Below are 22,243 nucleotides of genomic sequence, written 5' to 3' on the forward strand. Positions count from 1 at the left end.
CGGCCCGTCGCGCAGGCCACGCAAATCGTTCTGCAACCCGCGCAGGCGAGTCTGAACGATGCTTGGCGCCAGACCATCGTCGCGACCTGGAACAAGTCTTTCGCGGGGCGCTATCCGTTCGATAACACCGATAACGATGCATCGATTCCCGAGCTCGCGCGATTCCTAAGACCGCAAGGCGGAATGATTTCGACGTTCCTGAACACGCAGCTTGCAGGCGTCCTGGAGTTGCAAGGCGATCAATGGGTGGAGGTAAACACGCGAGGCGGCGCGCTGCAATTCGATCCATCGTTCATCAAAGCGGTGAATACGCTGCAGCGCATTGCGGGCCACTTGATGGCGCAAGGTGAGCCGCAATATCGGTTCGACTTCAAGCCCGTGCCGACACCCGGCATCACGGACACGCTGCTCACCATCGACACGCAAAAGCTTCACTACTACAACCAGCGTGAAACGTGGCACGGGTTGATGTGGCCATCGAACGATCCGCAAGTGGCGGGGACGCGATTGCAATGGCAAACCGAGACGGCGGGNGTGCCGACACCCGGCATCACGGACACGCTGCTCACCATCGACACGCAAAAGCTTCACTACTACAACCAGCGTGAAACGTGGCACGGGTTGATGTGGCCATCGAACGATCCGCAAGTGGCGGGCACGCGATTGCAATGGCAAACCGAGACGGCGGGCACGAGCAAGAACTTCGAGTTCGGCGGACGCTGGGCGCTTGTGCGCATGCTCGAACGTGCGAAGGTTGAACCTATCGATAGCGCCACGTTTCAGCTGACCTGGCAGGCAGCACCGGATACGCGGCGAAGNGGCGGGTACGCGATTGCAATGGCAAACCGAGACGGCGGGAACGAGCAAGAACTTCGAGTTCGGCGGACGCTGGGCGCTTGTGCGCATGCTCGAACGTGCGAAGGTTGAACCTATCGATAGCGCCACGTTTCAGCTGACCTGGCAGGCAGCACCGGATACGCGGCGAAGCGTACAAGTAGTTTCGATGCCAACAACTTCAGTCATCGCGAAAGCACCTTCGCACTCGAGCGCACGCAACGCAGACGACTGGACCAGCGGGACCCGCGACTTCACAGCGACAGCACCACAACAAATCCCGGCGCTCGACAGCCTCGTCGCGCAACAACCGCTTACAGCTGCGCCAACACAGGCAATCTATCCGCTGAGCTATCTGATGCGCACGGACGTCGGCAAAGGTCCGCTCGAACTGCTCGCGCTCAAAGGTTTTGTGCTGCCGAATCGCATGTTCATCGATAAGCCGCGCACAACGAACACGGACCGAAGCCCGAACCCACCGCCGCTACCTAAAGCCGCGCTAGAAGCCGCTGAATAGAACACGCTGCAACTCTGCTTAGACGAACGCCGTGCAGTGGTCCGACCCAGAAAATGTTTGTGTGGTTGTTCTAATGTCCAAACGCCTCGCCAACGATACTTTCAGAGTAATTCTGAACCGATCTCGTACAACATGGCCCATAAGTCCATCGCAAAAAAAACGGCACGCCTCCACCGGCGCGCCGTTCGTCCACCCGCGTCCCATCCAATCAGAACCGGTGAATAATCCCTACGCCTGCCGCAAACTGACTCGGCGATGAAGACGGCGCCGACTGGAAGCCATCGCCAATCGCCGACGTCGCGTTGATGATGCTGACACCGTTCGTGCCGAGCGTCTTGCCGTTCGCGCGCTGATAAGCCTGCAAAGCATAAAGGCCCGTGCGCTTGGACAACGAGTAGTACTCGGACAAGTTGAACTGCTGGTACTGCGCGGAACTCGTAATGCCGTTGGCCTTCGTCGCACGCGTATAGCTGTAGCCGGCAGCAAGATCGATCAGCGTGACCGGCTTCCAGTGCAACACGGCGCCGCCAGTATTGAAGATCGCGGTCGTCTTGAAACTGGAGTTGATGCCCGGAATGTACTGCACGTTCGAATACGAGAACGTGATGTCGAGCGCTTGCGTGAACGTATAACCGCCCGCCACCGCAATACGCTGCTGCGCTTGAGCGGTCTGATAGCCGTTGGTCACCGCCGATACACCCGATTGTCCCGCCGAGTTCGTGGTCGAATCCGCGCCGAACGCACCGCCGCCCGGCGTCGAGTTGTTGATGCGCGTGATGCCGGCCGCAAGACCGAACGGACCGTTCGCGTATTGAACGGCGCCGCTCCAGGTCGATCCCTGGTTCACGCTGCCCGGAACGCCCGCGAACGAATACGAGCCGCTGATCGTGACGCCATAAAATTTCGGCGATGTATAGACGAGCGAATTGTTCGCGCGATAAATCGTATCGAGCTCATCCAGATCGCCCGGATGCGCGCCGAACGCACCTGTCAGCCAAGTCGTCGGGCTGTACGGCGCGAGCAGCGTGTAATACGACGTGTACTGGCGGCCCGCGGTGAATGTACCGTACGCGGGATTCGTCAAGCCGACCCACGCCTGGCGGCCGAACATTGCGTTGGTGAACTGCTGGCCACCTGTTGCCGAATTGAAACCGGACTCGAGCTGGAAGATCGCCTTGTTGCCGCCGCCAAGGTCTTCAGCGCCCTTCAAGCCGAATCGGCTGCCGGCCCAAACGCCCGGCAGCATCTTGACGTTCGAGCGTCCGCCCTTGGTTGAACCCAGCGTCGTCTGGCTGCTCTGGTACGTGATCGAATCATCGATAATGCCGTACAGCGTCACGCTGTTCTGAGCAAAAACCGGTGAGGCGAGGGTGGCTAGGCCCAGAAGGACGGCCTTTTTGGCGTGGCGTGACTGCATGGTATCTCCTCTTTTTTGTATCAATGATTGCGATGCGGCCAGCTGCGTCGCGGACAGTGTTTTACTACAAAGTGCCTGACAATTCCTGTCGATTGGCATGCAGTGTTTGCCCCTATAGCAAACCTCCATAACCGCATTCGGGCATGCCCCGAACGCCGGGCCGAACGGCGAGGAGATGCCCGTCGAGTTCGTTGGCGTTGGTGGCGGGGCGTATCGAAGTAATGAAGAGCGTGTCCAGATCGCGGCCGCCGAACGCGCACATGGAAGGTTTGCTGACCGGCAGTTGCAGCGTGCGGTCCAGTGCGCCATCGGGCGTGAAGCGCAGGAGAACGCCCGCGTCGTTGGCGCAGGTCCAGTAGCCGCCGTCGGCATCGATCGCGGCGCCGTCCGGACGACCGGTGAAGCGGTTCAGGTCGGCGAAGACGCGCTGGTTGCGAGGTTCGCCGGAGTCCGTGTCGAAGTCGAACGCCCACACGAGGCGGCGCAATGGATGCGAATCCGAGAGGTACATGGTCGTGCCATCGGGTGACCATGCAAGGCCGTTCTGCGTGATCAGATTGCGTACGATGGGCGCTGAAAGTACGCCTGCGGTGTCGTATCGATACAACCCGCCCGCAGGATTCGCCGTCGCCATGTCCTGCACCATCGTGCCGGCCCAGAAGCGGCCTTGCCGGTCGCAACGGCCGTCGTTGAAGCGCATGCCGGGGAAGGGGAATTCGGGCGCGGCGACGCGTCTGAATGTCGCTTCACCCGTGTTCGATAACGTCACTGCAAACAGTCCGCTCTCGCAGCCTGCCAGCACCGTGCCGTTGCTATCGAACGTGATGCACGCAACCTGTTCCGGCAACGTCCAGTCCGTGCGCGTGCCTGTTTCAAGTTGCACGCGGGCGATCAAACGCGCGGGGATATCGACCCAGTACAGCGCCTGTTCCGCTTCGCGCCACACCGGGCTCTCGCCCACTTGCGCCGGGATCTGACCGGACGCCTCGACGCGCTCCACGCGTGCGGTTTTCAGGGTTGCGACGTTGGGCATTGGCTGGCCGATATCAGGCGCAACGAACGGTTGCCACGCGATCGTGGTGACGGTCTTTCACATTGAATGCTCGCGCAGGATGCAGATACGCGCCGCGTAGTTTCATTGCCATGTCGGTGTCTCCGATTTCGTTGTTTTGCTAAGCCAACGGCACCCGCTTATGTGCTGCGCGCGCAGTGCTTCATCGGCCAGACATTCAGCGCACGTAAGGTACGTTACGGAATGTCAACGCATCGTATGTCAGATGACTTGGCGGAGGCAATACGAGAGAGGTCAGCGTTTACACCAGTAATTTTTCCTGCGAAGTTGGCATGAGGATGGCGTGAATGTTGGCAAGCCGGCGTCTATGGCCGATACCGAGGCGTTTTGCTTATTTTTCGGCGAAACAGCGGTGTGGAAGGACGTCGTACAACTACGGGTAAATTGAGGTGGAGTTGAATGCGCTGCAACAACGTATCAGGCCAACGAGCGGCGCCATTCGCCGTCATTCGGCCCCTTTTGATGGGTGTTAATATGCGACGGCTGGTTTAATTCTGTTGTCCAACGCACGTATGCGATGCGTTGATAATCAAAAGTTTTTGCTCCTCGCTATACATCGAATCCGCACGATATTTGTTACAGGAAGTATCGTCTTAAGCCGGATGCAGCAGATTCTGTTCACAATACGAAACTAATCATCCCAATGAGGATGAAAATCGCCGGCCAAAATTGGACACGAGATGAAAAAAGTATTGATCAGAGGATTGTCTCAGTTGAAAAGCCTGTTCGTTGGTTTGTCATTAAGGGCGGACAACGTGGGTTATGAAAGCGCGCCAGTCTTTTCCGGTAAATGGCCGAAAATCACGAACAAAGGGCGTATTTATATCGCCGAGAATTGCTCATTTCGCTCTTTCCGCACGCGGCAGCACATTACCGTGACAAAGGACGCCATATTGGAGATCGGGCGCAACACGTTCATGAACGACGGGGCCAACCTGTGCGCGACGTTATCGGTGAAAATCGGCAGGAATTGCAAGATCGGTGATATGACGTATATATACGACACCGATTTTCATCAAGTCTCGCCGCAACATCCCACCAAACGTGCCCCTATCTCCATTGGCAATAACGTGTGGATTGGCGCACGCTCGACCATATTGGCCGGCGCGGATATTGGCGATCATTCCGTCATTGCAGCCGGTTCAACAGTCGTGGGAGAAATCCCCGCGAAATCTTTGGCGGGCGGTTCACCGGCGCGGGTGATAAGGACACTGGACGTGCCCGACGACTGGATTCGGGATTGATAATCCGGAATATCAAACCCGCTTTATGCGTGGCGAGCAATCACTGTTTAAATAATAAACGGAAACTCGGCTTCCGGCAGTGCATCGCCATGCTTGAATTTCTTCATCAGTTCCGGATAAGGCGGTGACGTTTCACCGCCGCGATCCACGAAATGCGCGCCATCGCCAAGCCATCGGAACGACACCACCCGCCGCGATTGCTGCCCTGCAAGATTTCCGGGCGCGCCATGAACCGTATGAAAGTTGAAGGCGATCGCATCGCCAGGTTGCAGATCCCATCCGAGAATCTGGTAGTCCCCGCGGTTTGCATCGATATCCGGTAACTCCTCGAGCCGTTCCGACTTGTGATCGTAGGCCACGCCGCTGAATTTGCGCGGCCGGAACAACTTGCCCCATTTATGCGATCCCGCCACGAACTCCACGCAGGTTTCGCGCGGCACAGGATCGAGCGGAATCCATAAGCTCACGGCATGATCCGCGCTCACACAATAATAGGGTTCATCGTGATGCCAAGGCGTGAGCTTGGCCGCGCCGGCTTCCTTCACGAGCACGTGTTCATGGAAAATGCGTGCGCGCTCGGAGCCCATCAACGCCTGCGCGACAGATGCCGCCGCACTGTGCTGGACGAAATCCTTGAAGGGCTCGATGCGCTGCCAGTTGCAGTAATCTCCGAAGAAACGGCCCGAGGTTTTTTCGGGCGTGTAGTTCCTGAAAGACGGACCCGGATGCGTCGCGTTGTACTCCACGCCTTCGCGCAAGGTCTCCATCCAGTCCTTGAAAATCCCGCGCAAGACAACCGCACCGTCGCGTTCAAACGCTTCACGTTCTGCTGCCAGCATGGTGCTCTCCTTTTATCGATTGATCGGGCATAAACAGCGCATCACGTGCCCGGCAGCGTTGCCGCGGCGCTGCGTCCGCGCAACCAGTTGATGCTGCTGAATAACGCGACCGCGAACAGGATCAGCATGGTCGCGACCGCGAGAATGGATGGATCGATGGAATCACGAATGCCGCTCCACATCTGTCGAGGAACGGTCCGCTGATCCGGGCCGCCAATGAACAGGATCACGATGACTTCATCGAACGAAGTCGCGAACGCGAACACGCTGCCCGTTGCCACCGCCGGCAAGATCAGTGGCAAGGTCACGCGGCGAAACGCGGTCCATGGCGTGGCGCCAAGTCCGGAAGCTGCGCGAATCAGGCTTTGATCGAAGGAGAGCAGCGACGCCGTGACGGTGATCACCACGAAGGGCGTACCGAGCGCGGCATGCGCCAGCACCACGCCGACATACGAATTCACCAGCCCGAGCGGCGCGAACACGAGATAGAACCCGGCGGCCACCACCACGATGGGAATGATCATCGGCGAAATGAGCAGCGGCATGATGACCGCGCGAAACGGAAAGTTGGCGCGGCTGAGCCCGAGCGCGGCGAGCGTGCCGAGACACGTGGCAAGCAACGTCGACGCCGCGCCAATGCCGATGCTGTTCACAAACGCGCGTTGCCAGTCGCTGCTGCCGAGCGCCTTGGAATACCAGTGCAGCGAGAAGCCTTGCATGGGGTAGGAGAAGTACGCGCCGGAGTTGAACGACAGCGGCACGATCGCGAGAATCGGCGCGATCAGGAAGAACAGGATCACGGCGGAATGCACGCGCAACCACTTGGACGCAATGCGTTCCGATAGCACGAGATGTCGCTGGCTTTGCATGATATGTGCGTCCTTGCTCTAGCCAAACCGCAACCGGTCGATACCCACGAGCCGGTTGAACACGAAATAGAACACGGCCGTGAAGATCACGAGATACGCCGACAACGCGCCGGCGAGTCCCCAGTTGAGCTGCTCGTTGGTCTGCGCTGCGATCAACTGGCTGATCATTTCGTCGCCGGCGCCGCCGAGCAGCGCGGGCGTGATGTAGTACCCGAGCGCAAGCACGAACACGAGAAAGCAACCCGCGCCCACGCCCGGCAGCGTCTGGGGCATATAGATGCGAACGAACGCTGTTACGGGATGCGCACCGAGCGATTGCGCCGCGCGCATGTAGACCGGCGATACGCCCTTCATAACCGAATAGATCGCGAGGATCATGTAGGGCAACAGAATATGCGTCATGCCGATCAACACGCCCGTGCGGTTGAACAGCAGCGGCAGCGGATGGCTGACGATTCCCGAACTCACGAGCAAGCTATTGATCACGCCGCTCGGTTGCAGCAGCACGTACCACGCCGTGGTTCGAACCAGCAGCGACGTCCAGAACGGCACAATCACAAGCAGCATCAAGCGATTACTTTTTGCAGGCGGCAACGTGGCGAGCAGATACGCGACGGGATATCCAAGCAGAAGACATAACACCATTACCGAAGCGCTTATCCATACCGTGCGCGCAAAAGCATTGAGGTAGACAGAACTGTCTGCCGGAAGAGATTTGACGGCGCCATCGGCTGTGACTTCGGAATCGACGGCGGTCAGCAAGTAGTCAGGCGTGGGAGATACCGCCGAGCGTTTCAAATAACGCCAGATGTCGTGCGTGCCCCAGCGTGGATCGAGTTCGATCAACGCATCTTTCCAGGCAGGCGGTGCGGTCTTGGGCAACTGACGTGCCGTCTTCATCAACAAGCTGCGAAACTCGGGCAGGTAGAAGTTCATCCGCCGCGCGACGGTGCCGAGTTGCCCTTCCTGCGACGCTCGCCGTATGTCGGCGGCGAGCAGGGCGAACGTGTGTTCATCGGGTACGCCTTCGCCGTTCCATGCATTGAGCGCTTGCGACAGCACCGGCAAGTTCACCGGCACTTCGCGATTCACAACGCTCCTTGAAAGCAGAATGGCGATGGGCGCAATGAACGTGGCGAGCAGGAACAGCAGCAGCGGCAGAGCGAGCAAGAGCGCTTGCGTGGATGCTCGCCGGCGCGTCTTGTCATAGGCCGCGCGCCCGCCGATTTGAGTTTCAGCCGGCTCTTGCACGGTGCTGGTCGCGGTCACTGTCACGGTCACGAATCACCTTGGCGGGCTATTGCTGAGTCAGCCAGACCTGGAAGCGCTTGTTGATCTGGTCGGCGTTATCGGCCCAGAAATTCGCATTGATCTGCACGGCGCGCTTGAAGTTGGCGGGCGCGGTCGGCAAGTCGTTGAGGCGGGCTTTATCGATGAGCGGAATCGAATCCTTGCGTGGCGGCGCGTATGCAATGTACTTCGTCAGATCGGCGTAGCTTTTTGCCGTCGATGCCGATGAAATGAACTTGGCCGCAGCATCCGCGTTCTTTGCGCCCATCGGGATGCCCCACCATTCGAAGTCGTAGACCTGGCCGTCCCACACCGATTCGAACGGCTTGTGATCCTTGTGCACGGCGTCGTCGATGCGCCCGTTGTACGCCTGCGTCATCACCACCGCGCCGTCCGAAAGCAGTTGTGGCGGTTGCGCGCCGGCTTCCCACCAGACAATGCTCGGCTTGATGGTGTCGAGCTTCTTGAATGCGCGATCCACGCCGGCGGGCGTACCGAGCACCTTGTAGACGTCGGCGGGTTTGACGCCATCGGCGAGCAGCGCCCATTCGAGCGTCACCTTCGGCGACTTGCGCAGGCCGCGCTTGCCCGGATATTTCTTCAGGTCGAAGAAGTCGTTGATCGAGGTCGGCGCGGTCTTGAGTTTGGTCGTGTCGTATGCATAAACCGTGGACCAGACCATGGCGGCGACCGCGCAATCCATGATCGAACCGGGAATGAACGCGCTCGTGTTGCCAAGCGATTTCTTGTCGATCTTCTTGAGCAGGCCTTCGTCGCAACCGGTGATCGCATCGTTCGATTCGAGGTCGATCAAATCCCACGTGGGGTTCTTCGCCTGTTCCATCGCCGAGAGTTTGGCGAGACCGCCGTCATACGATTCCGTCGAAAAGCCGATCCCCGTTGCCGCCGTGAACGGCTCGAAGAAAGCCTTCTTCGCCGCTGCTTCATACGCGCCGCCGAAGGTCACGACCGAGATGGTTTCGGCCGCGAGCGCGCTAGCCGAGAACAACGCGACGCCTGAAAAGACGAGTCCGGCGATGCCCGTCATACCGGTACGAATAAGTTTAGTTTTCATGTCAGTGGACTCCTGCGGTGAGGGACGGAGCGTGGCCGTGGCTTGCGGTTACGGCCGTTGCGAGAATCTTGCAGTCGTCGTGGCGCCATGCCACGGCGGTTGCACTGCCGAGTGACGGAAGGTCGTGGTGCTGCGTATTGGGTACTTTGACGATCAGACTGTCGCCCGCGCCTTGTTCCCCAAGTTTCAAGTGAACGCGGTGATGGTCGCCGCAATACACGAGTTCTTCCACGCGCGCGGTCACCGTGTTGACGTCTGCCGCGCTTTGAATGCCTTCTGCCGATGCAATGTGCGCGCGCTCCGGGCGCAGCGCCAGCATGGCTTCTTCGCCGTTGCGCAAGCCCCGTCCGCAACGTCCGCGTATGACCGCGCCGCCGGGCAACGCGAGCGTCGCCCAGTCCGAATCCTGATCGAGTACGCGGCCCATCAAGCCATTGTTCTCGCCAACAAAATTCGCCACGAACGCGTTATGCGCGTTCTCATAGAGTTCCGTTGGCGTCGCTGCCTGCTGAATGCGGCCATCGGAGAAAACGGCGACGCGATCCGACATGGTCAGCGCTTCGGCCTGATCGTGCGTCACGTAGACCACCGTCAAGCCAAGCTCGCGATGCAGCCGCATGATTTCGTATTGCATGGTCTCGCGCAGACGTTTGTCGAGCGCGCCGAGCGGTTCATCCATCAGCACCACGCTCGGCTCGAACACGAGTGCGCGCGCGAGCGCCACGCGCTGCTGCTGTCCGCCCGATAGTTGCGCCGGCCGGCGTGCCGCAAGATGCGGCAACTCGACCATGTCCAGCGCGCGCTTCACACGCGCCTTTTGTTCTGTCTTGCCGATGCGCCGCACCGACAGCGGAAACGCGACGTTCTGCTCGATCGTCAGGTGCGGGAAGAGCGCGTAGTTCTGGAACACCATGCCGATGTCGCGCTGATGCGGCGGTTTATCGTCGAGACGTTTTCCGTTCAGGCGAATCTCGCCTTGCGTGGCCGATTCGAAACCCGCGAGCATCATCAGCGTGGTGGTCTTGCCCGATCCGGACGGTCCGAGCAACGAGACGAACTCGCCTTTGGCGACATCGAGATCGAGTCCTTCCACGACGTAATGAACGCCGTCATATGTCTTGCTCACGCCCGCGAAGGAGATGAAGGAGTGCGATGACATCGTGTCGTGTTTAATGAGTGTTCGGAATCAGGCGAGCTGTCTTGCAAGGTAGCGCGCAAAGTCGTAATTAGGCCTTTCCAGATGACTCAGGTGTCCCGGCTTCGCAAGCGGCGCGCTCACACCGCGAAACACCGCTTGCACGCCACGCCGGTCTTCTTCGTTGACTGCGTCGAGCAATGCTTTAAGCGTCGTCATGTATTCATTGGCCTTCGGATCGGCGATGAACTCAGGCGCAAGGCCGCCGCCAAAGCGGATGTGTACGCGGCTGGTTCCTACAGGCTGCAGCACGAGATACCAGAAGTAGCCAGGCGTGAGCGTCACGAGGTGAGTCGGGTAGATCGCGAGCAGCGCCGTCGTCTTGCGCCAGTGACCTTGCAACCGATGATTGTCCGGATGCGCCTGGCCGATGGGCAACGACGCTTCCTTCGTGATCCAGTGATAGTTGAACGCGTCGCTGCCGGGCGGGCATTCCATCTCTTCAAGTCGCGAATGCGGTCCAACGGTCGCGCGATGCAGCATGGGAAGGTGATAACTCTCCATGAAGTTCTCGGCGAGGATTTTCCAGTTGGTATCCCACACGTGTTCTTCGTAGAACGTTTCCTTGTAATCGGTCATGCCGTAGTCGGCGATCAACTCGGTGAGGCCTGCGAGCTTCGCGGCAACGGGCGGCGCGTCGGCGTTGAGCGTGACGTAGATCCAACCTTGCCAGAGCTCGTATCGGACCTGTGGCAAGCGGTAGTTCTCTTTGCAAAAGCCGCTTTGACGATCCATCATGGGAGCGCCGCTCAACGCACCGTCGAGCGTGTAGTTCCACGCGTGATAAGGGCAGACGATTCGCCGTGTATTGCCGCGACCTTCGAGCAACACCGACATGCGATGCAAACATACGTTCGAGAACGCCTTCAGCTCCAGCTTCTCGTCGCGCAAGACCACTACCGGCTGTCCGTCGATATCCGCAGTGAGATAGTCGCCGGTCTCGGCAATCGCGCTTGCCCGGCCGACGCAAAGCCATTCGCTGCGGAAAATATTCTCTTGTTCGAGCGCGAGAAATTCAGCCGATGTGTAGACGGCGGGCGGCATGGAATGCGCGTCGCTGAAGGGACGGTCGCAACCGGCCTGCAACTGGCGGACTATGTCGAGCCCGGCGCCGGATGCTGCCGCTGAAGATCCCATCGCGCCTCCCTGTCGTATTCAGTGGATGCTGCAACCTGTTTATCGACAGGCCGCTCGCTGCATGGACATCAATCTATCAAGTCAAATTACCAGCCAAAATATTGTTTTTGCATGTAGAACCAAGTTTTTTCCTATCCAGCAAACCGGGCGTTTCAACTTGAACGTTGGGCCTTGATTTGGGCTTCGCAAAAGGCGGCGAAGCGCTGCACGACCTGCCGGGGTTTCATGCTTCGGGACTGCGCAATGCCGAGTGTCGTGGCGTTCACTTCATCCTTGAATTGCTTGATCACGAAGTCCTCGCCGTCCACCGTGCGGCTCGATTTCAGCGGGAAATTAAGAATGCTGTAGCCAAGGCCGTTGGCGACCATGCCACGGACCACTTCCGGTTGCGACGAACGGAACGCCGCAATGGGACGTCCGCCGACAGCATCGAAAAGACCGGCGAAATATTCGCGGCTATGAGGAAGATCGAGCATTACGTAAGGTTCATCGCGCAGGTCGGCGAGCGCCACGGCACGCTGTTTTGCCAGCCGATGATTCTTCGGCAGAATCACATAGGGCGGCAAGGAAAGCAGCGGCGTGAACGCAATGTCGTCGGTCAGATCGAGGTTGTATGTCAGCGCAATATCGAGCGAACCGTCGTGAAGGCCGCGCAGCAGATCGTCCTGATGCGCTTCGAGCGTGCGGAACGCAATGCCCACATGCCCCGCTATGAAGCGGCTCATCATGGCGGGCATGAGCGGCGGCGCGAGCGAAACCAGGCAGCCCAGCGTGATCGCGCCGGACATGCCGCCATCCATTTCCTTGGCCGCGGTCTGAAGGTCTTCCGCGTTCTTCAACAGGTCGCGCGCGCGGCCGAGCATCTCGCGTCCGGCCTGTGTCAGGGATAACCCGCTCGCATGATGCCGGATGAAAAGCTGCACGCCGAACGACAGCTCGAGATCTGCAAGCGCCGTGGAAATGGACGGCTGCGAGATATGCAGCAGCTTCGCCGCAGCCGTGAACGACAACACTTCGGCCGTCACCACGAAGTACCTCAACTGCCTTAACGAATAGCGTAGTTGCGCAGGTTCCACGGTCTGCCCCGGTCTTTTGTCGTGCCTATTGTGCTTGGACATAAATACGCTTGCATAGGCAAAACCGATGATTTGCATTTTTTAAATATGTTTTTCGGATGCGGAGCACGAGCGTAGATTTTGCCCAAGGTCAGTGCAAACGCGAGGGGGCGGCATGCGAACAGAGCAAACAGACAACGGTTTGATGGAAGCAGCGCCAGAGGTGCAGCGCGACCTGCGGGCCGCCTTTCTGGATTCGATGGCGTCCAATTCCACATCGGTTCATGTCGTGACTACCGGCGCCGGCGGCGACCGTTTCGGGGTGACGGTCAGCGCGTGCAGCTCGGTTTGCGCGGACCCGCCCACGTTGCTCGTCTGCATCAATACGCGCAGCCCGGCGAACGCGGCCGTCGCGGCGAACGGCGTGTTCGCGGTGAACCTGTTGAACGTGGCGCAGCGCGGCATTGCCGATACCTTCGCTGGCCGCTCGGCGACCGCCAAGCCCTTCGATTTTTCGTGTTGCACGGTGACGGCGGGGACGCTCGACGTGCCGCTTATCGAAGGCGCGGTTGCCGCAATCGAATGCCGGCTCATTGCGCAGCAGACCATTGGCACGCATACGGTCTTTTTCGGCGAAGTGGCGGCAATCAGGCGCGCGCCCGCCGCGCATATGCCGCTGCTTTATTGCAAGCGCGATTACGGCCAGTTCCTGGCTTTCTAGGCAAATCTGAACCACGGTATTTCCAACGGATCAACGGATCGAGGCACAGCAATGATCAGAACAGGCGAGCAATATCGCGAGTCCATTCGAGACGGACGGCAGGTCTGGATCAACGGCGAACGCGTGAAGGACGTGACCACGCATCCCATGTTCAAGCCTATCGTGGATATCCGCGCGCGCATTTACGACATGGCGCACGAGAAGGCAACGCAGGACGTGATGAGCTACGTGGATGAAACAACCGGCGAGCGCAACGCGGTCGGTCTGAAACTTCCGTACACGCAGCAGGACTGGCACGACAAGCGCCTCGCGGTCGATACGGTGCTGGATGACATCGGCGGAATCGCGACGCGCGTAGGCGATGAAACCATCGGCGAGATGTGGTCGCTCTACGACGGCAAGGACGTGCTCAACGAAGTCGATCCGCGTTTTGCGGCGAACATCGAGCGGCATATCAATCGTGCGCTGCATGAAGATCCGTTCCACGTTTCCGCTAATACCGATCCGAAAGGCGACCGATCCAAACCGCCCCAGGAGCAGGACCCGGACATGCTTTTGCATGTGGTGAAGGAAACGGATGCGGGCATCGTGGTGCGAGGCGCGAAGTATGAAACGGCCGCGGCCTATGCGAACCAGGCGTTCGTGAAGCCGACCATCGCGAATTGGGGCGATGCCAAACTGTCCGACTATGCAGTCGGTTTCGTGGTGAACATGTCGGCGCCGGGGCTCAAGTTCATCTGCCGCACGGGCTTTGCCGGCCGCGCGAATCCGGAAGATTATCCGCTGTCGAATCGCTGCGATGAAGTCGATACCTTGCTGATTTTCGACAACGTCCTGATCCCTTGGGAAGACGTGCTGTTCTATCAACACACGAAGGCGGCCACGTTCATTCGTTCTACGTTGCATCGATACAGCGCGTTCGCGTTTGTCCAGCGCAACCTGCGGCTCGCCGACCTCATGATCGGCGCGGCGTTGTTCAACGCGCGGCAAACCGGCCTGGAAAAGCAGCAGGCGGTGCAAGAGAAATTGTCGACGCTCGCGGTGTATCGCGAGACCATCAATGCGCATTTGACGGCATCGATTGCGTGCGGCGAACGCAGTCCCGCCGGTCTGATGATGCCCAACCAATCGCTGCTTTATACGGGCCGCGTGCAGGCATGTTCGCGTCTTCACGAAATGATGCATCTCGCGCGCGAACTCTGCGGCGGACAGATTTGCGTGACGCCGGATTCGGCATCGTTTGCCAATCCCGAGATCAGCGGATGGCTGGACAAGTTCTATACCGTCAATGACAACTGGGTCTCCGACGACCGCCGCAAGCTGCTGGCGTTCGCACGCGACTTGCTGAACTCGGACTACGCGGGGCATCGGCTCACGTTCCAGTTGTTTGCCCAGTCGCCGCCGTTCGCGCATCTCGGCGCGGTGTTCCGCAACTTCGATTTCGACAGCACGCTCGGTTATGTGAAGAAGGCGGCCAACCTGTCGGACCGTGTCGTTCAATCCAGCGCCGAGCCGCGGCTCAAGCGCGTTGTGTGAGGTGTCCATGAGCCATACACGCATCCGCAAGTTCAATACGCGCGAGACGTATCCCGAGCAGAAACTCGATAACGATCTGTGCCAGGCGGTCGTCGCGAACGGAACGGTTTATTTGCGCGGACAGATCGGTCAGGATCTGGACACGCGCGAATCGGTGGGCATAGGCGACGTCGGTGCGCAAGCGGAAAAGGCGATGGCCAATATCGCCATGTTGCTCGGCGAAGCCGGCAGCAAGCTGGAAGATATTTGCAAGATCACCATTTATCTCGTCGATATCCGGTATCGCGAAGCGGTGTACACGGTGGTCGGAAAATGGCTGAAGGGTGTGTATCCGGTGTCGACGGGTATTGTGGTTTCAGCCCTCGCGCGGCCCGAGTGGCTCGTTGAGATCGATGTGATCGCCGTCATTCCGAATAGCTAGAGGAGAGTTGCATGACGTTTTCACTGGCTGGCCGATGCGAGCGCACAGGCATGATCGGCGGCATTGTATGCAGTTCGAGCATCGCGGTTCCCAGCCGTTGTTTGTGGGCGAGTCCGCATGGCGTTGTGCTCAGCCAGAACGTGACTGATCCGCGTCTCGGCGTGCTCGGCTTGCAGTTGCTTTCGCAAGGTTTCGGTGCTGAAAGCACCTTGCAACAATTGCAGCATGCGCGTCCTTATGCGGAGTGGCGCCAGCTTGCCGTACTCGATGCCGACGGTTCGTGCGGTGCCGCGACGGGTGAAAAAGGGCTGGGTATAATCGTGACGCAGCTGGGGCGGGACTGCGTTGCAGCGGGTAATCTGCTTGCGCACGACGGCATACCATCCGCGATGGTCGAAGCCTTTGAAGCGTCGCACGCAAGCTCGCTTTCCGATCGACTGATCACGGCGCTCGAAGCCGGCGCGGCCGCGGGTGGCGAGGCAGGTCCCGTGCATTCAGCTGGGTTCTGCGTGTATGGACGAGAGGTCTGGCCGCTCGCGGAGTTACGTGTGGATTGGTCCGATCAGCCCATAGCCGATCTGCGTGCGCTCTGGCAGCGCTACGAACCGCAGATGAACGACTACGCAATGCGCGCGAAGCGTCCCGAGCAGGCACCCTCGTACGGAGTACCCGGAGATCTCTAGCTAATGAAGCACGCTTTGCTCGATGACACGCTCGACCTGCTGAACGACCTGATCGCCTTCGATACCCGCAGCTCGGAATCGAACTTGAAGCTGATCAAATACGTGCAGCACTATCTAAGCAAGCACGGCGTGGAGTCGTCCCTCGTTTTCGATGAAACCGGCCGCAAGGCGAACCTGTACGCGACTATCGGCCCGAAAAACAGGGCGGGGTTGTGTTTGTCGGGTCATACCGACGTGGTGCCTGCCGCCGGTCAGCCTTGGACCGTGCCGCCGTTCGAAATGACGCGTGGCAGCGACCGTGTATTCGGGCGTGGCACCGCTGACATGAAGGGGTTTATTGCCGCGGTGCTTGCGAGCGTGCCGCACTTCGTCGCGACCTGCAAGGAGGTGCCTATCCACCTCGCTTTCAGCTACGACGAAGAAGTCGGTTGCCGTGGCGTGCGCGGCTTGTTGCGCGAACTCGCGGCGGCGCCGGTGAAGCCGCTCGCATGCATTATCGGTGAGCCGACGAGCATGCAGGTTGCGGTCGCGCACAAGGGCAAAAAGGCGTATCGATGCTGCGTGAAAGGCCTTGCCGGGCATTCCGCGCTGACGCATCTTGGCGTCAACGCGGTGGATTTCGCGGCGGAACTCGTGACCTTCTTAAGGCGCACGCAGCGCGATTTGCGGACCTCGGCAACGCTCGATCACGATTTCGATCCTCCGTACACGACCATTCATACGGGGCGTTTGAACGGCGGTATTGCGTTGAACGTGATTCCGGATCACGCGCAGGTTGAATTCGAAATCCGCAATCTTCCCGCCGACAACGCGGACGCCATCGTGGAAACCATCGCGCAATACGCGGACACGGAACTCGTCGGCACCATGCGCGAGACGTTCGCGGAAAGTGGTATCGACTGGGAACAGCTTGTGGATTATCCGGCGCTGTCCGATCAGGCCGCAGCCGGCTGGTTGCGCGAACTGGCATGCGCTGCGGCTGAACGCAACGACGTGCGCACACTCGCGTTCGGAACCGAAGGTGGTCTGTTTCAATCGATAGGAATCCCCACGGTCGTATGCGGACCGGGTTCCATCGAGCAAGGACATAAGGCCGATGAATACGTCGAGCTCGAGCAGCTTTCCAAATGCTTGAGCTTTCTTGGCAAACTCTCGGCGAGTTTGCCGGCGACCTTGACAATCGGCCAGTCTTGAAACGCTCAGTTGTATCCGAGGATGGCGCAGGCCGTGATATCGGCGCGGTCCGAGACGTTGCAGGCCAGGACGGTCATGGGCGCCTGAAGCATCGACATATAGGAGGAGTTTTGCTTTTCGACTTTGGAGCCCGCCTTCATTACCTTGTTACGGCTTCCGGCAGTGGTCGACGATACAGCGTTGAGTTGATTGAACGTATTCATGTTAAACACCACTTCAGTAGTTATTGGCAAAAACAATTTTTTATTTGCTCACCGGGCACTCGCTGCGTAAGGCTTGCGGCGGTGTTATTCCAGTAAGCGCCAACCGAAGGGTTCGTGACATAGGTAGTGTCACCAATGCGATGGCGCAAAGCACCACGGGCTGGGGCTCTGCATTATCTACCGTGTATTTGAGGCAACACTATTCTTGTTTTTTCGCTTAATGCGGCTAACCGCCATTCATGAGGTCGAGTGTTGAATGGTGTTTCGAATGACGTTCCAAATGAGTCGCCACGTCTGGAGCGATGCGTGAAAACGCGCGATGCATGCGTGGCCCATAAATCAAATTGAATCAAATTGACGCGTGCGTAGAAACTATTCCGTTAACGGGCGATTAAGCGATGCATCCGGCTCCTCGCCAAACCCGGCGGTTTTGTCGTCAGCCGTGCTTTCGGAATCGCTTCCCGAAGACAATTGCTGGCGAGCCTTTTCCCAGTATTCATCCGACCGTCCTTCCGGACTGCCGTCTTGTTCCCAGAGATAAAACGCTAGCGTGCGAATTTGCTCTTCCGACAATTGAACATCCATGATTTGCCCCGTCGAGGTTGAACACGGCCGCACGATGCGACCGTTTCGGGCTCGTTTGAGCCTGCTCAACGGGGCAGCAATACTCAAGCCAGCCGTGCCGCGATCGCCGTGCCAACGTCTGTCGTACTTGCGGTGCCGCCCAGGTCGCCAGTTCGCGGACCTTCCTTGAGCGTTGCTTCAATCGCCGCGAGAATTGCGTCGTGTGCGTCGCGTTCCGGGCCTTGGGCGTTGCCGAGGAATTCGAGCATCATCGCGGCCGACCAGATCATGGCGACCGGATTGGCAATGTTCTTGCCCGCGATATCTGGCGCCGAGCCATGTACGGGTTCGAACAGCGACGGAAACTTGCGGTCCGGATTCAGGTTGCCCGAAGGCGCAAGGCCAATCGTGCCGGTGCACGCCGGACCCAGGTCGGAGAGGATATCGCCGAAAAGATTGGTGGCCACGACCACGTCGAACCGGTCCGGATTCAACACGAAACGCGCGCACAGAATGTCGATGTGCTGCTTGTCCCATTTGACATCCGGATAAAGCGCGGCCACTTCCGCCGCGCGTTTGTCCCACCACGGCATGCTGATCGCGATGCCGTTGCTCTTGGTCGCGACCGTGATCTTTTTTTTCTCGCGGCGCTGCGCGAGATCGAATGCGAACTTGAGCACGCGTTCGCTGCCGTGACGCGTAAAGACCGATTCCTGCAACACGAATTCGCGGTCCGTGCCCTCGAACATCACGCCGCCAACCGACGAATATTCGCCTTCCGTATTCTCACGAACGATCCAGAAATCGATATCGCCGGCCTTGCGATTCGCGAGCGGCGAGGGCACGCCTTCGAACAGGCGCGCCGGGCGCAAATTGATGTACTGATCGAATTCGCGGCGGAATTTCAGGAGCGAGCCCCACAGCGAAATGTGATCCGGCACGGTATCGGGCCAGCCGACCGCGCCGAAGAGAATGGCGTCGGCGTGCTGCAACTGGGCCTTCCAGTCGTCCGGCATCATCTGGCCGTGTTTCTCGTAGTACGCGCAACTCGCCCATTCAATGTGCTGATATTCGATCTCGATGCCGAAGCGTTTGGTGGCGGCGTCCAGCACGCGCAACGCTTCCGGCATGACTTCTGTGCCAATGCCGTCGCCGGGAATGACTGCAATCTTGTAGGTTTTGGTCATGAGCTGATGTCTCCGGGTTGAGGGTGAACAGTCTATTCGATGCACCTATTCTATTCCGCTGCGTACCGCTTAGAATCGGGTTTTCGGTTAAGCCACCATGCACGAAGCGTGAATAATGAAAACATCGCTTTCCCCGAATCTCGACGACCTGCGCGTCTTTTGCACGGTCGCACGCAAGTCCAGTTTCAGCGCGGCGGCGGAGGCGCTGTCGGTATCGGCGGCATATGTGAGCAAGAGAGTCGGCGTGCTGGAAGCCGATCTCGGCACACGCTTGTTGCATCGCTCGACGCGCCGGGTCGCGATTACCGAAGCCGGCGAACGCGTTTATGCGTGGGCTGAAAAGATCCTCGATGACGTCGATCAGCTCGTGGAAGATGTCTCCACCACGCGGCGCGTTCCGCGCGGGACGCTGCGAATATCCAGCAGCTTCGGGTTCGGCCGGCATATCGTGGCGCCGGCCCTTGCGCGCCTCTCAGACAAACATCCGCAACTGAGCGTGAGGCTCGATCTGTTCGACCGCCTCGTCGATGTCGCTGGCGAAGGTTTCGATCTCGACATCCGTATCGGCGACGAAATTGCAGCACATCTGATTGCGAAGCGGCTGGCTTCGAACCATCGGGTGTTGTGTGCATCGGCGGATTATTTGCAGCGCCACGGCGCGCCGAAACAACTTGCCGACTTGACGAGCCATGCATGCCTCGCGATCAAGGAACGCGATCATCCGTTCGGCTTGTGGCGTCTGAACGTGCGTGGCGAGCCTGTATCGATCAAGGTCACGGGACCGCTTTCGACCAATCACGGCGAGGTCGCGGTGCAATGGGCGCTGGCCGGCCGCGGCATTGTGCTGCGTTCGTTGTGGGATGTGCGGCCGCTGCTGGAAAGCGGGAAGCTCGTGCAGGTACTACCGGATGTCACGCAGCCGGCAAATATCTGGGCGGTGTATCCGGCGCGGCTGGCGGCATCGGCGAAAGTGCGCGTGTGTGTCGATTTTCTCGCCGATGAATTCGCGCAGTGGGGCGTTCAGCCATCCTGAGCAATGTTCAACGCTGTGCAACGTTGCTCAACCTTGACCCGCGGAAAACAAGCTTTCCAGCGGGTAGTCGCGCTTCATGATCGGCGATTTGATGATGACAAAGCTGAAGTACTTTTCAATGCCGATATTGCGCTCGAGCAAGCCTTCAATAATGCCTTGATAGTGGCTGACGCTTCGCGTGACGAACTTGAGCAGATAGTCGTAGCCGCCGCTTGCCAGATGGCATTCCACGATTTCATCCACGTCCTTGATCGCCGCGACGAACTTGATGAAGTCCTCGCGCCGATGATCCGAGAGCGTCACTTCCGTGAACACGATCTGCACGTCGCCGAGCTTCTCGAGCTGAATCTGCGCGCCATACCCAACGATATACCCCGCTTTTTCCAGCCGCTTCACGCGGATCAGGCACGGGCTTGGCGAGAGCCCGACCAGGTCTGCAAGCTCGACATTCGTGATGCGGCCTTTCTTCTGCAGTTGCGAAAGAATGCGCAAGTCTATGCGGTCGAGCTTGCCGTCGCTGCTCATTGTCGGGACGTGTTCCGGTGTTTGGGATCGTTGGGGCATGAAGGATTTGCCCGGCGATCTTATCACGCAGTCACGCCACTTTTTGCTTGCAGCGCCGTACGGACTTCGGGTTCATCGAGGACATCGTCGAGTGTTTTTTCAAGGCGCTCGAACAGCAGGTCGAACTCGGATGCGGTGTAGCTCAGCGCCGGCGCGAAGCCTAATATGTTGTCGCCGAACGCCCGGAATACGAGGCGGTTCTTGTACGCTGCCGCCGCGATCCGATCCGGTAATTTCAGCGATGCATCGAAACCCTGCTTGCTGTGTTTATCGGCGACGAGTTCTAGCGCGCCCAGCAAACCGCGATGGCGCGAGTCGCCCACGAGCGGATGCGCGAGCAACGCATCCAGACCCTGCGCAAAACGCGGCGCGTTCGCCACGCCGTTCGCAAGCAAACCGCCTTCGTGATACAGGCGCATGACCTCCAGCCCGATCGCCGCGCTCACCGGATGCGCCGAATACGTATGACCGTGACCGACGCTTGCGACCGGGTCGCCATCGGCGATGCCTTGATAGACGGCATCGGACATCAGGACGGCGCCCATCGGCGCGTATCCCGATGTCAGACCCTTCGCGACGGTCATCAGATCCGGTTCGACGTTTTCGGCTTCGCACGCGAACAGCGGGCCTGTGCGGCCGAACCCGGTGATGACTTCATCGGCAACGAATAATACGTCCAGCTTGCGGCAAGTCTCGCGCATTGCCTTGAGCCAGCCGACCGGCGGCACGATCACGCCGCCCGATCCCTGAATCGGCTCACAGAAAAACGCGGCAACGTTTTCGGCGCCCAACGCGGCTACTTTTGCTTCGAGCGCGGCGACAGATGCGGCGATCAACGCGGCGTCGTCGGGGAACGCATTGCGATACGCGTAGGGCGACGGAATGTGATGCTGGTTCGGCAGCGGTACGTCGAAGTTGCGATGAAAAACCGGCAGCGCGGTCAGTCCCGATCCGACCGCCGACGACCCGTGATACCCGCGTTCCAGCGCGATGATGTGCTTTTTGGCCGGCCGTCCCGTGGCGTTGAAATAATGGGTGATGAAACGCAGCGCGGAGTCGACTGCGTCCGAGCCGCCGAGCGTGAAATACACGTGCTGCAGCGACGCGGGTGAAAGGGCCACGAGCTTCTCGGCAAGTTCGATTGCGGGCGCGCTGCCGAAGTGGAAATAGCCGGTGGCGTAGGGCAGGCGTGCCATCTGTTCGGCCGCGACCTTGACGATGCTCTGCTGTCCGTACCCCACGTTCACGCACCAGAGTCCGGAGAACGCATCGAGCAGCTCGTTGCCGTCGGCATCCCGCAGGAAGGCACCGTTCGCCGATTCGAGCACGGTGACGCCGCGCGCTTCGTGCGCACGATAGTTGATGACCGGATGAATGAGATGCTTGCGGTCGGCTTCAATGAGCGACTGGATCGACATGGGATTTTCTCGTGGCGAATGAAGGGTGAGTTGGCCTGACTGATCTCCCATGGTATTGAAGCCCGCATTCTTTTCTACGCGTTAATCGATCTCCAAAAAACGCGGATGCCTCGTTTTGATGGGGCGCGGCAGCATTTTGTGCTGTGCGCTTGACTCGGTTGCGCTCGCTGCGTTT

The 22,243-nt window shown here is 59.2% G+C and carries 24 protein-coding genes; 10 read left to right on the forward strand and 14 right to left on the reverse strand.

Annotated elements, in window-relative coordinates:
- From ASG35_RS32680 to ASG35_RS15470, 3 genes are all read left to right on the forward strand, one after another.
- Nucleotides 1-533 (forward strand): type VI secretion IcmF C-terminal domain-containing protein (locus ASG35_RS32680; protein WP_442854841.1); only part of this gene is annotated, 533 nt, incomplete at both ends.
- A gap of 1 nt (nucleotide 534) precedes the next feature.
- Nucleotides 535-818, forward strand: a 284-nt coding sequence (locus ASG35_RS32685; protein ID WP_442854842.1) for a type VI secretion IcmF C-terminal domain-containing protein, incomplete at its 3' end; no start/stop codon positions are given.
- Nucleotides 819-832: 14 nt separating this feature from the next.
- Nucleotides 833-1,351: a type VI secretion IcmF C-terminal domain-containing protein gene (locus tag ASG35_RS15470; protein ID WP_235527595.1), complete on the forward strand. Its 519-nt coding sequence runs from the start codon at nucleotides 833-835 to the stop codon at nucleotides 1,349-1,351.
- Nucleotides 1,352-1,559: 208 nt separating this feature from the next.
- On the opposite strand, the gene ASG35_RS15475 is transcribed toward ASG35_RS15470, so the two are convergent.
- Nucleotides 1,560-2,768, reverse strand: a complete 1,209-nt coding sequence (locus tag ASG35_RS15475; RefSeq protein WP_056358959.1) for a porin — start codon at nucleotides 2,766-2,768, stop codon at nucleotides 1,560-1,562.
- A gap of 112 nt (nucleotides 2,769-2,880) precedes the next feature.
- Nucleotides 2,881-3,801 (reverse strand): SMP-30/gluconolactonase/LRE family protein, encoded by a 921-nt coding sequence (locus tag ASG35_RS15480; protein WP_056358961.1) that lies wholly within the window; start codon nucleotides 3,799-3,801, stop codon nucleotides 2,881-2,883.
- A 719-nt stretch (nucleotides 3,802-4,520) separates the two neighbouring features.
- On the opposite strand from ASG35_RS15480, the gene ASG35_RS15485 reads away from it, so the two are divergent.
- The gene (locus tag ASG35_RS15485; protein WP_056358963.1) at nucleotides 4,521-5,084 is read left to right on the forward strand and encodes an acyltransferase; all 564 of its coding nucleotides are present in this window, start codon (nucleotides 4,521-4,523) and stop codon (nucleotides 5,082-5,084) included.
- Between the two features lie 47 nt (nucleotides 5,085-5,131).
- Here the strand turns inward: ASG35_RS15485 and ASG35_RS15490 are convergent, their stop codons facing one another.
- From ASG35_RS15490 to ASG35_RS15520, 7 genes are all read right to left on the reverse strand, one after another.
- Nucleotides 5,132-5,923, reverse strand: coding sequence for a phytanoyl-CoA dioxygenase family protein (locus ASG35_RS15490; protein ID WP_056358966.1), 792 nt, complete (start codon nucleotides 5,921-5,923; stop codon nucleotides 5,132-5,134).
- 41 nt (nucleotides 5,924-5,964) lie between these two features.
- Nucleotides 5,965-6,792 (reverse strand): ABC transporter permease, encoded by an 828-nt coding sequence (locus ASG35_RS15495; RefSeq protein ID WP_056358969.1) that lies wholly within the window; start codon nucleotides 6,790-6,792, stop codon nucleotides 5,965-5,967.
- 18 nt (nucleotides 6,793-6,810) lie between these two features.
- A complete protein-coding gene (locus ASG35_RS15500) occupies nucleotides 6,811-8,043 on the reverse strand; it encodes an ABC transporter permease (protein ID WP_235527596.1) in 1,233 nt (410 codons plus the stop codon).
- A 46-nt stretch (nucleotides 8,044-8,089) separates the two neighbouring features.
- On the reverse strand, nucleotides 8,090-9,157 hold the full coding sequence (locus ASG35_RS15505; RefSeq protein ID WP_056358975.1) for an ABC transporter substrate-binding protein: 1,068 nt from the start codon (nucleotides 9,155-9,157) through the stop codon (nucleotides 8,090-8,092).
- Between the two features lies 1 nt (nucleotide 9,158).
- A complete protein-coding gene (locus ASG35_RS15510) occupies nucleotides 9,159-10,316 on the reverse strand; it encodes an ABC transporter ATP-binding protein (protein ID WP_056358978.1) in 1,158 nt (385 codons plus the stop codon).
- A 27-nt stretch (nucleotides 10,317-10,343) separates the two neighbouring features.
- Nucleotides 10,344-11,489 carry an SRPBCC family protein gene (locus ASG35_RS15515; protein WP_056358981.1) on the reverse strand — a complete coding sequence of 382 codons (1,146 nt, stop codon included), beginning with the start codon at nucleotides 11,487-11,489 and terminating at the stop codon, nucleotides 10,344-10,346.
- A 152-nt stretch (nucleotides 11,490-11,641) separates the two neighbouring features.
- Nucleotides 11,642-12,565 carry a LysR family transcriptional regulator gene (locus ASG35_RS15520; RefSeq protein WP_056360697.1) on the reverse strand — a complete coding sequence of 308 codons (924 nt, stop codon included), beginning with the start codon at nucleotides 12,563-12,565 and terminating at the stop codon, nucleotides 11,642-11,644.
- Between the two features lie 154 nt (nucleotides 12,566-12,719).
- On the opposite strand from ASG35_RS15520, the gene ASG35_RS15525 reads away from it, so the two are divergent.
- The 5 genes from ASG35_RS15525 to argE are packed head-to-tail and all read left to right on the forward strand — an operon-like array spanning nucleotide 12,720 to nucleotide 17,099.
- Nucleotides 12,720-13,265, forward strand: coding sequence for a flavin reductase family protein (locus ASG35_RS15525; protein ID WP_056358984.1), 546 nt, complete (start codon nucleotides 12,720-12,722; stop codon nucleotides 13,263-13,265).
- A gap of 51 nt (nucleotides 13,266-13,316) precedes the next feature.
- The gene (locus ASG35_RS15530) at nucleotides 13,317-14,801 is read left to right on the forward strand and encodes a 4-hydroxyphenylacetate 3-hydroxylase family protein (RefSeq protein ID WP_056358987.1); all 1,485 of its coding nucleotides are present in this window, start codon (nucleotides 13,317-13,319) and stop codon (nucleotides 14,799-14,801) included.
- A 7-nt stretch (nucleotides 14,802-14,808) separates the two neighbouring features.
- Entirely contained in the window at nucleotides 14,809-15,222 is a 414-nt protein-coding gene (locus ASG35_RS15535; protein WP_056360700.1) for a RidA family protein, read from the forward strand.
- Between the two features lie 11 nt (nucleotides 15,223-15,233).
- Entirely contained in the window at nucleotides 15,234-15,905 is a 672-nt protein-coding gene (locus tag ASG35_RS15540; protein WP_056358990.1) for a DUF1028 domain-containing protein, read from the forward strand.
- A 3-nt stretch (nucleotides 15,906-15,908) separates the two neighbouring features.
- On the forward strand, nucleotides 15,909-17,099 hold the full coding sequence (gene argE / locus ASG35_RS15545) for an acetylornithine deacetylase (RefSeq protein ID WP_056358992.1): 1,191 nt from the start codon (nucleotides 15,909-15,911) through the stop codon (nucleotides 17,097-17,099).
- A gap of 5 nt (nucleotides 17,100-17,104) precedes the next feature.
- Here the strand turns inward: argE and ASG35_RS15550 are convergent, their stop codons facing one another.
- The 3 genes from ASG35_RS15550 to ASG35_RS15560 form a co-directional block, all read right to left on the reverse strand.
- On the reverse strand, nucleotides 17,105-17,302 hold the full coding sequence (locus tag ASG35_RS15550; protein ID WP_056358994.1) for a hypothetical protein: 198 nt from the start codon (nucleotides 17,300-17,302) through the stop codon (nucleotides 17,105-17,107).
- A 372-nt stretch (nucleotides 17,303-17,674) separates the two neighbouring features.
- Nucleotides 17,675-17,887, reverse strand: a complete 213-nt coding sequence (locus ASG35_RS15555; RefSeq protein WP_056359005.1) for a DUF2934 domain-containing protein — start codon at nucleotides 17,885-17,887, stop codon at nucleotides 17,675-17,677.
- 83 nt (nucleotides 17,888-17,970) lie between these two features.
- Complete coding sequence (locus ASG35_RS15560) at nucleotides 17,971-19,053, reverse strand: tartrate dehydrogenase (protein ID WP_056359006.1); 1,083 nt, start codon at nucleotides 19,051-19,053, stop codon at nucleotides 17,971-17,973.
- A 115-nt stretch (nucleotides 19,054-19,168) separates the two neighbouring features.
- Between ASG35_RS15560 and ASG35_RS15565 the strand changes: the two genes are divergently transcribed.
- Complete coding sequence (locus ASG35_RS15565; protein WP_056359009.1) at nucleotides 19,169-20,086, forward strand: LysR substrate-binding domain-containing protein; 918 nt, start codon at nucleotides 19,169-19,171, stop codon at nucleotides 20,084-20,086.
- Nucleotides 20,087-20,113: 27 nt separating this feature from the next.
- On the opposite strand, the gene ASG35_RS15570 is transcribed toward ASG35_RS15565, so the two are convergent.
- A complete protein-coding gene (locus ASG35_RS15570; RefSeq protein ID WP_056359016.1) occupies nucleotides 20,114-20,611 on the reverse strand; it encodes an Lrp/AsnC family transcriptional regulator in 498 nt (165 codons plus the stop codon).
- A 62-nt stretch (nucleotides 20,612-20,673) separates the two neighbouring features.
- A complete protein-coding gene (locus ASG35_RS15575; protein ID WP_056359020.1) occupies nucleotides 20,674-22,068 on the reverse strand; it encodes an aspartate aminotransferase family protein in 1,395 nt (464 codons plus the stop codon).
- Between the last annotated feature and the right edge of the window lie 175 nt (nucleotides 22,069-22,243).

It is taken from the genome of Burkholderia sp. Leaf177 (assembly GCF_001424345.1).
GTDB lineage: Bacteria > Pseudomonadota > Gammaproteobacteria > Burkholderiales > Burkholderiaceae > Caballeronia.

Coding starts and splice junctions, on each gene's coding strand:
- ASG35_RS15475 (WP_056358959.1), bottom strand. CDS start 2,768: ATGCAGTCACGCCACGCCAAAAAGGCCGTCCTTCTGGGCCTAGCCACC.
- ASG35_RS15480 (WP_056358961.1), bottom strand. CDS start 3,801: ATGCCCAACGTCGCAACCCTGAAAACCGCACGCGTGGAGCGCGTCGAG.
- ASG35_RS15485 (WP_056358963.1), top strand. CDS start 4,521: ATGAAAAAAGTATTGATCAGAGGATTGTCTCAGTTGAAAAGCCTGTTC.
- ASG35_RS15490 (WP_056358966.1), bottom strand. CDS start 5,923: ATGCTGGCAGCAGAACGTGAAGCGTTTGAACGCGACGGTGCGGTTGTC.
- ASG35_RS15495 (WP_056358969.1), bottom strand. CDS start 6,792: ATGCAAAGCCAGCGACATCTCGTGCTATCGGAACGCATTGCGTCCAAG.
- ASG35_RS15505 (WP_056358975.1), bottom strand. CDS start 9,157: ATGAAAACTAAACTTATTCGTACCGGTATGACGGGCATCGCCGGACTC.
- ASG35_RS15510 (WP_056358978.1), bottom strand. CDS start 10,316: ATGTCATCGCACTCCTTCATCTCCTTCGCGGGCGTGAGCAAGACATAT.
- ASG35_RS15515 (WP_056358981.1), bottom strand. CDS start 11,489: ATGGGATCTTCAGCGGCAGCATCCGGCGCCGGGCTCGACATAGTCCGC.
- ASG35_RS15525 (WP_056358984.1), top strand. CDS start 12,720: ATGCGAACAGAGCAAACAGACAACGGTTTGATGGAAGCAGCGCCAGAG.
- ASG35_RS15530 (WP_056358987.1), top strand. CDS start 13,317: ATGATCAGAACAGGCGAGCAATATCGCGAGTCCATTCGAGACGGACGG.
- ASG35_RS15535 (WP_056360700.1), top strand. CDS start 14,809: ATGAGCCATACACGCATCCGCAAGTTCAATACGCGCGAGACGTATCCC.
- ASG35_RS15540 (WP_056358990.1), top strand. CDS start 15,234: ATGACGTTTTCACTGGCTGGCCGATGCGAGCGCACAGGCATGATCGGC.
- argE (WP_056358992.1), top strand. CDS start 15,909: ATGAAGCACGCTTTGCTCGATGACACGCTCGACCTGCTGAACGACCTG.
- ASG35_RS15550 (WP_056358994.1), bottom strand. CDS start 17,302: ATGAATACGTTCAATCAACTCAACGCTGTATCGTCGACCACTGCCGGA.
- ASG35_RS15555 (WP_056359005.1), bottom strand. CDS start 17,887: ATGGATGTTCAATTGTCGGAAGAGCAAATTCGCACGCTAGCGTTTTAT.
- ASG35_RS15560 (WP_056359006.1), bottom strand. CDS start 19,053: ATGACCAAAACCTACAAGATTGCAGTCATTCCCGGCGACGGCATTGGC.
- ASG35_RS15565 (WP_056359009.1), top strand. CDS start 19,169: ATGAAAACATCGCTTTCCCCGAATCTCGACGACCTGCGCGTCTTTTGC.
- ASG35_RS15570 (WP_056359016.1), bottom strand. CDS start 20,611: ATGAGCAGCGACGGCAAGCTCGACCGCATAGACTTGCGCATTCTTTCG.
- ASG35_RS15575 (WP_056359020.1), bottom strand. CDS start 22,068: ATGTCGATCCAGTCGCTCATTGAAGCCGACCGCAAGCATCTCATTCAT.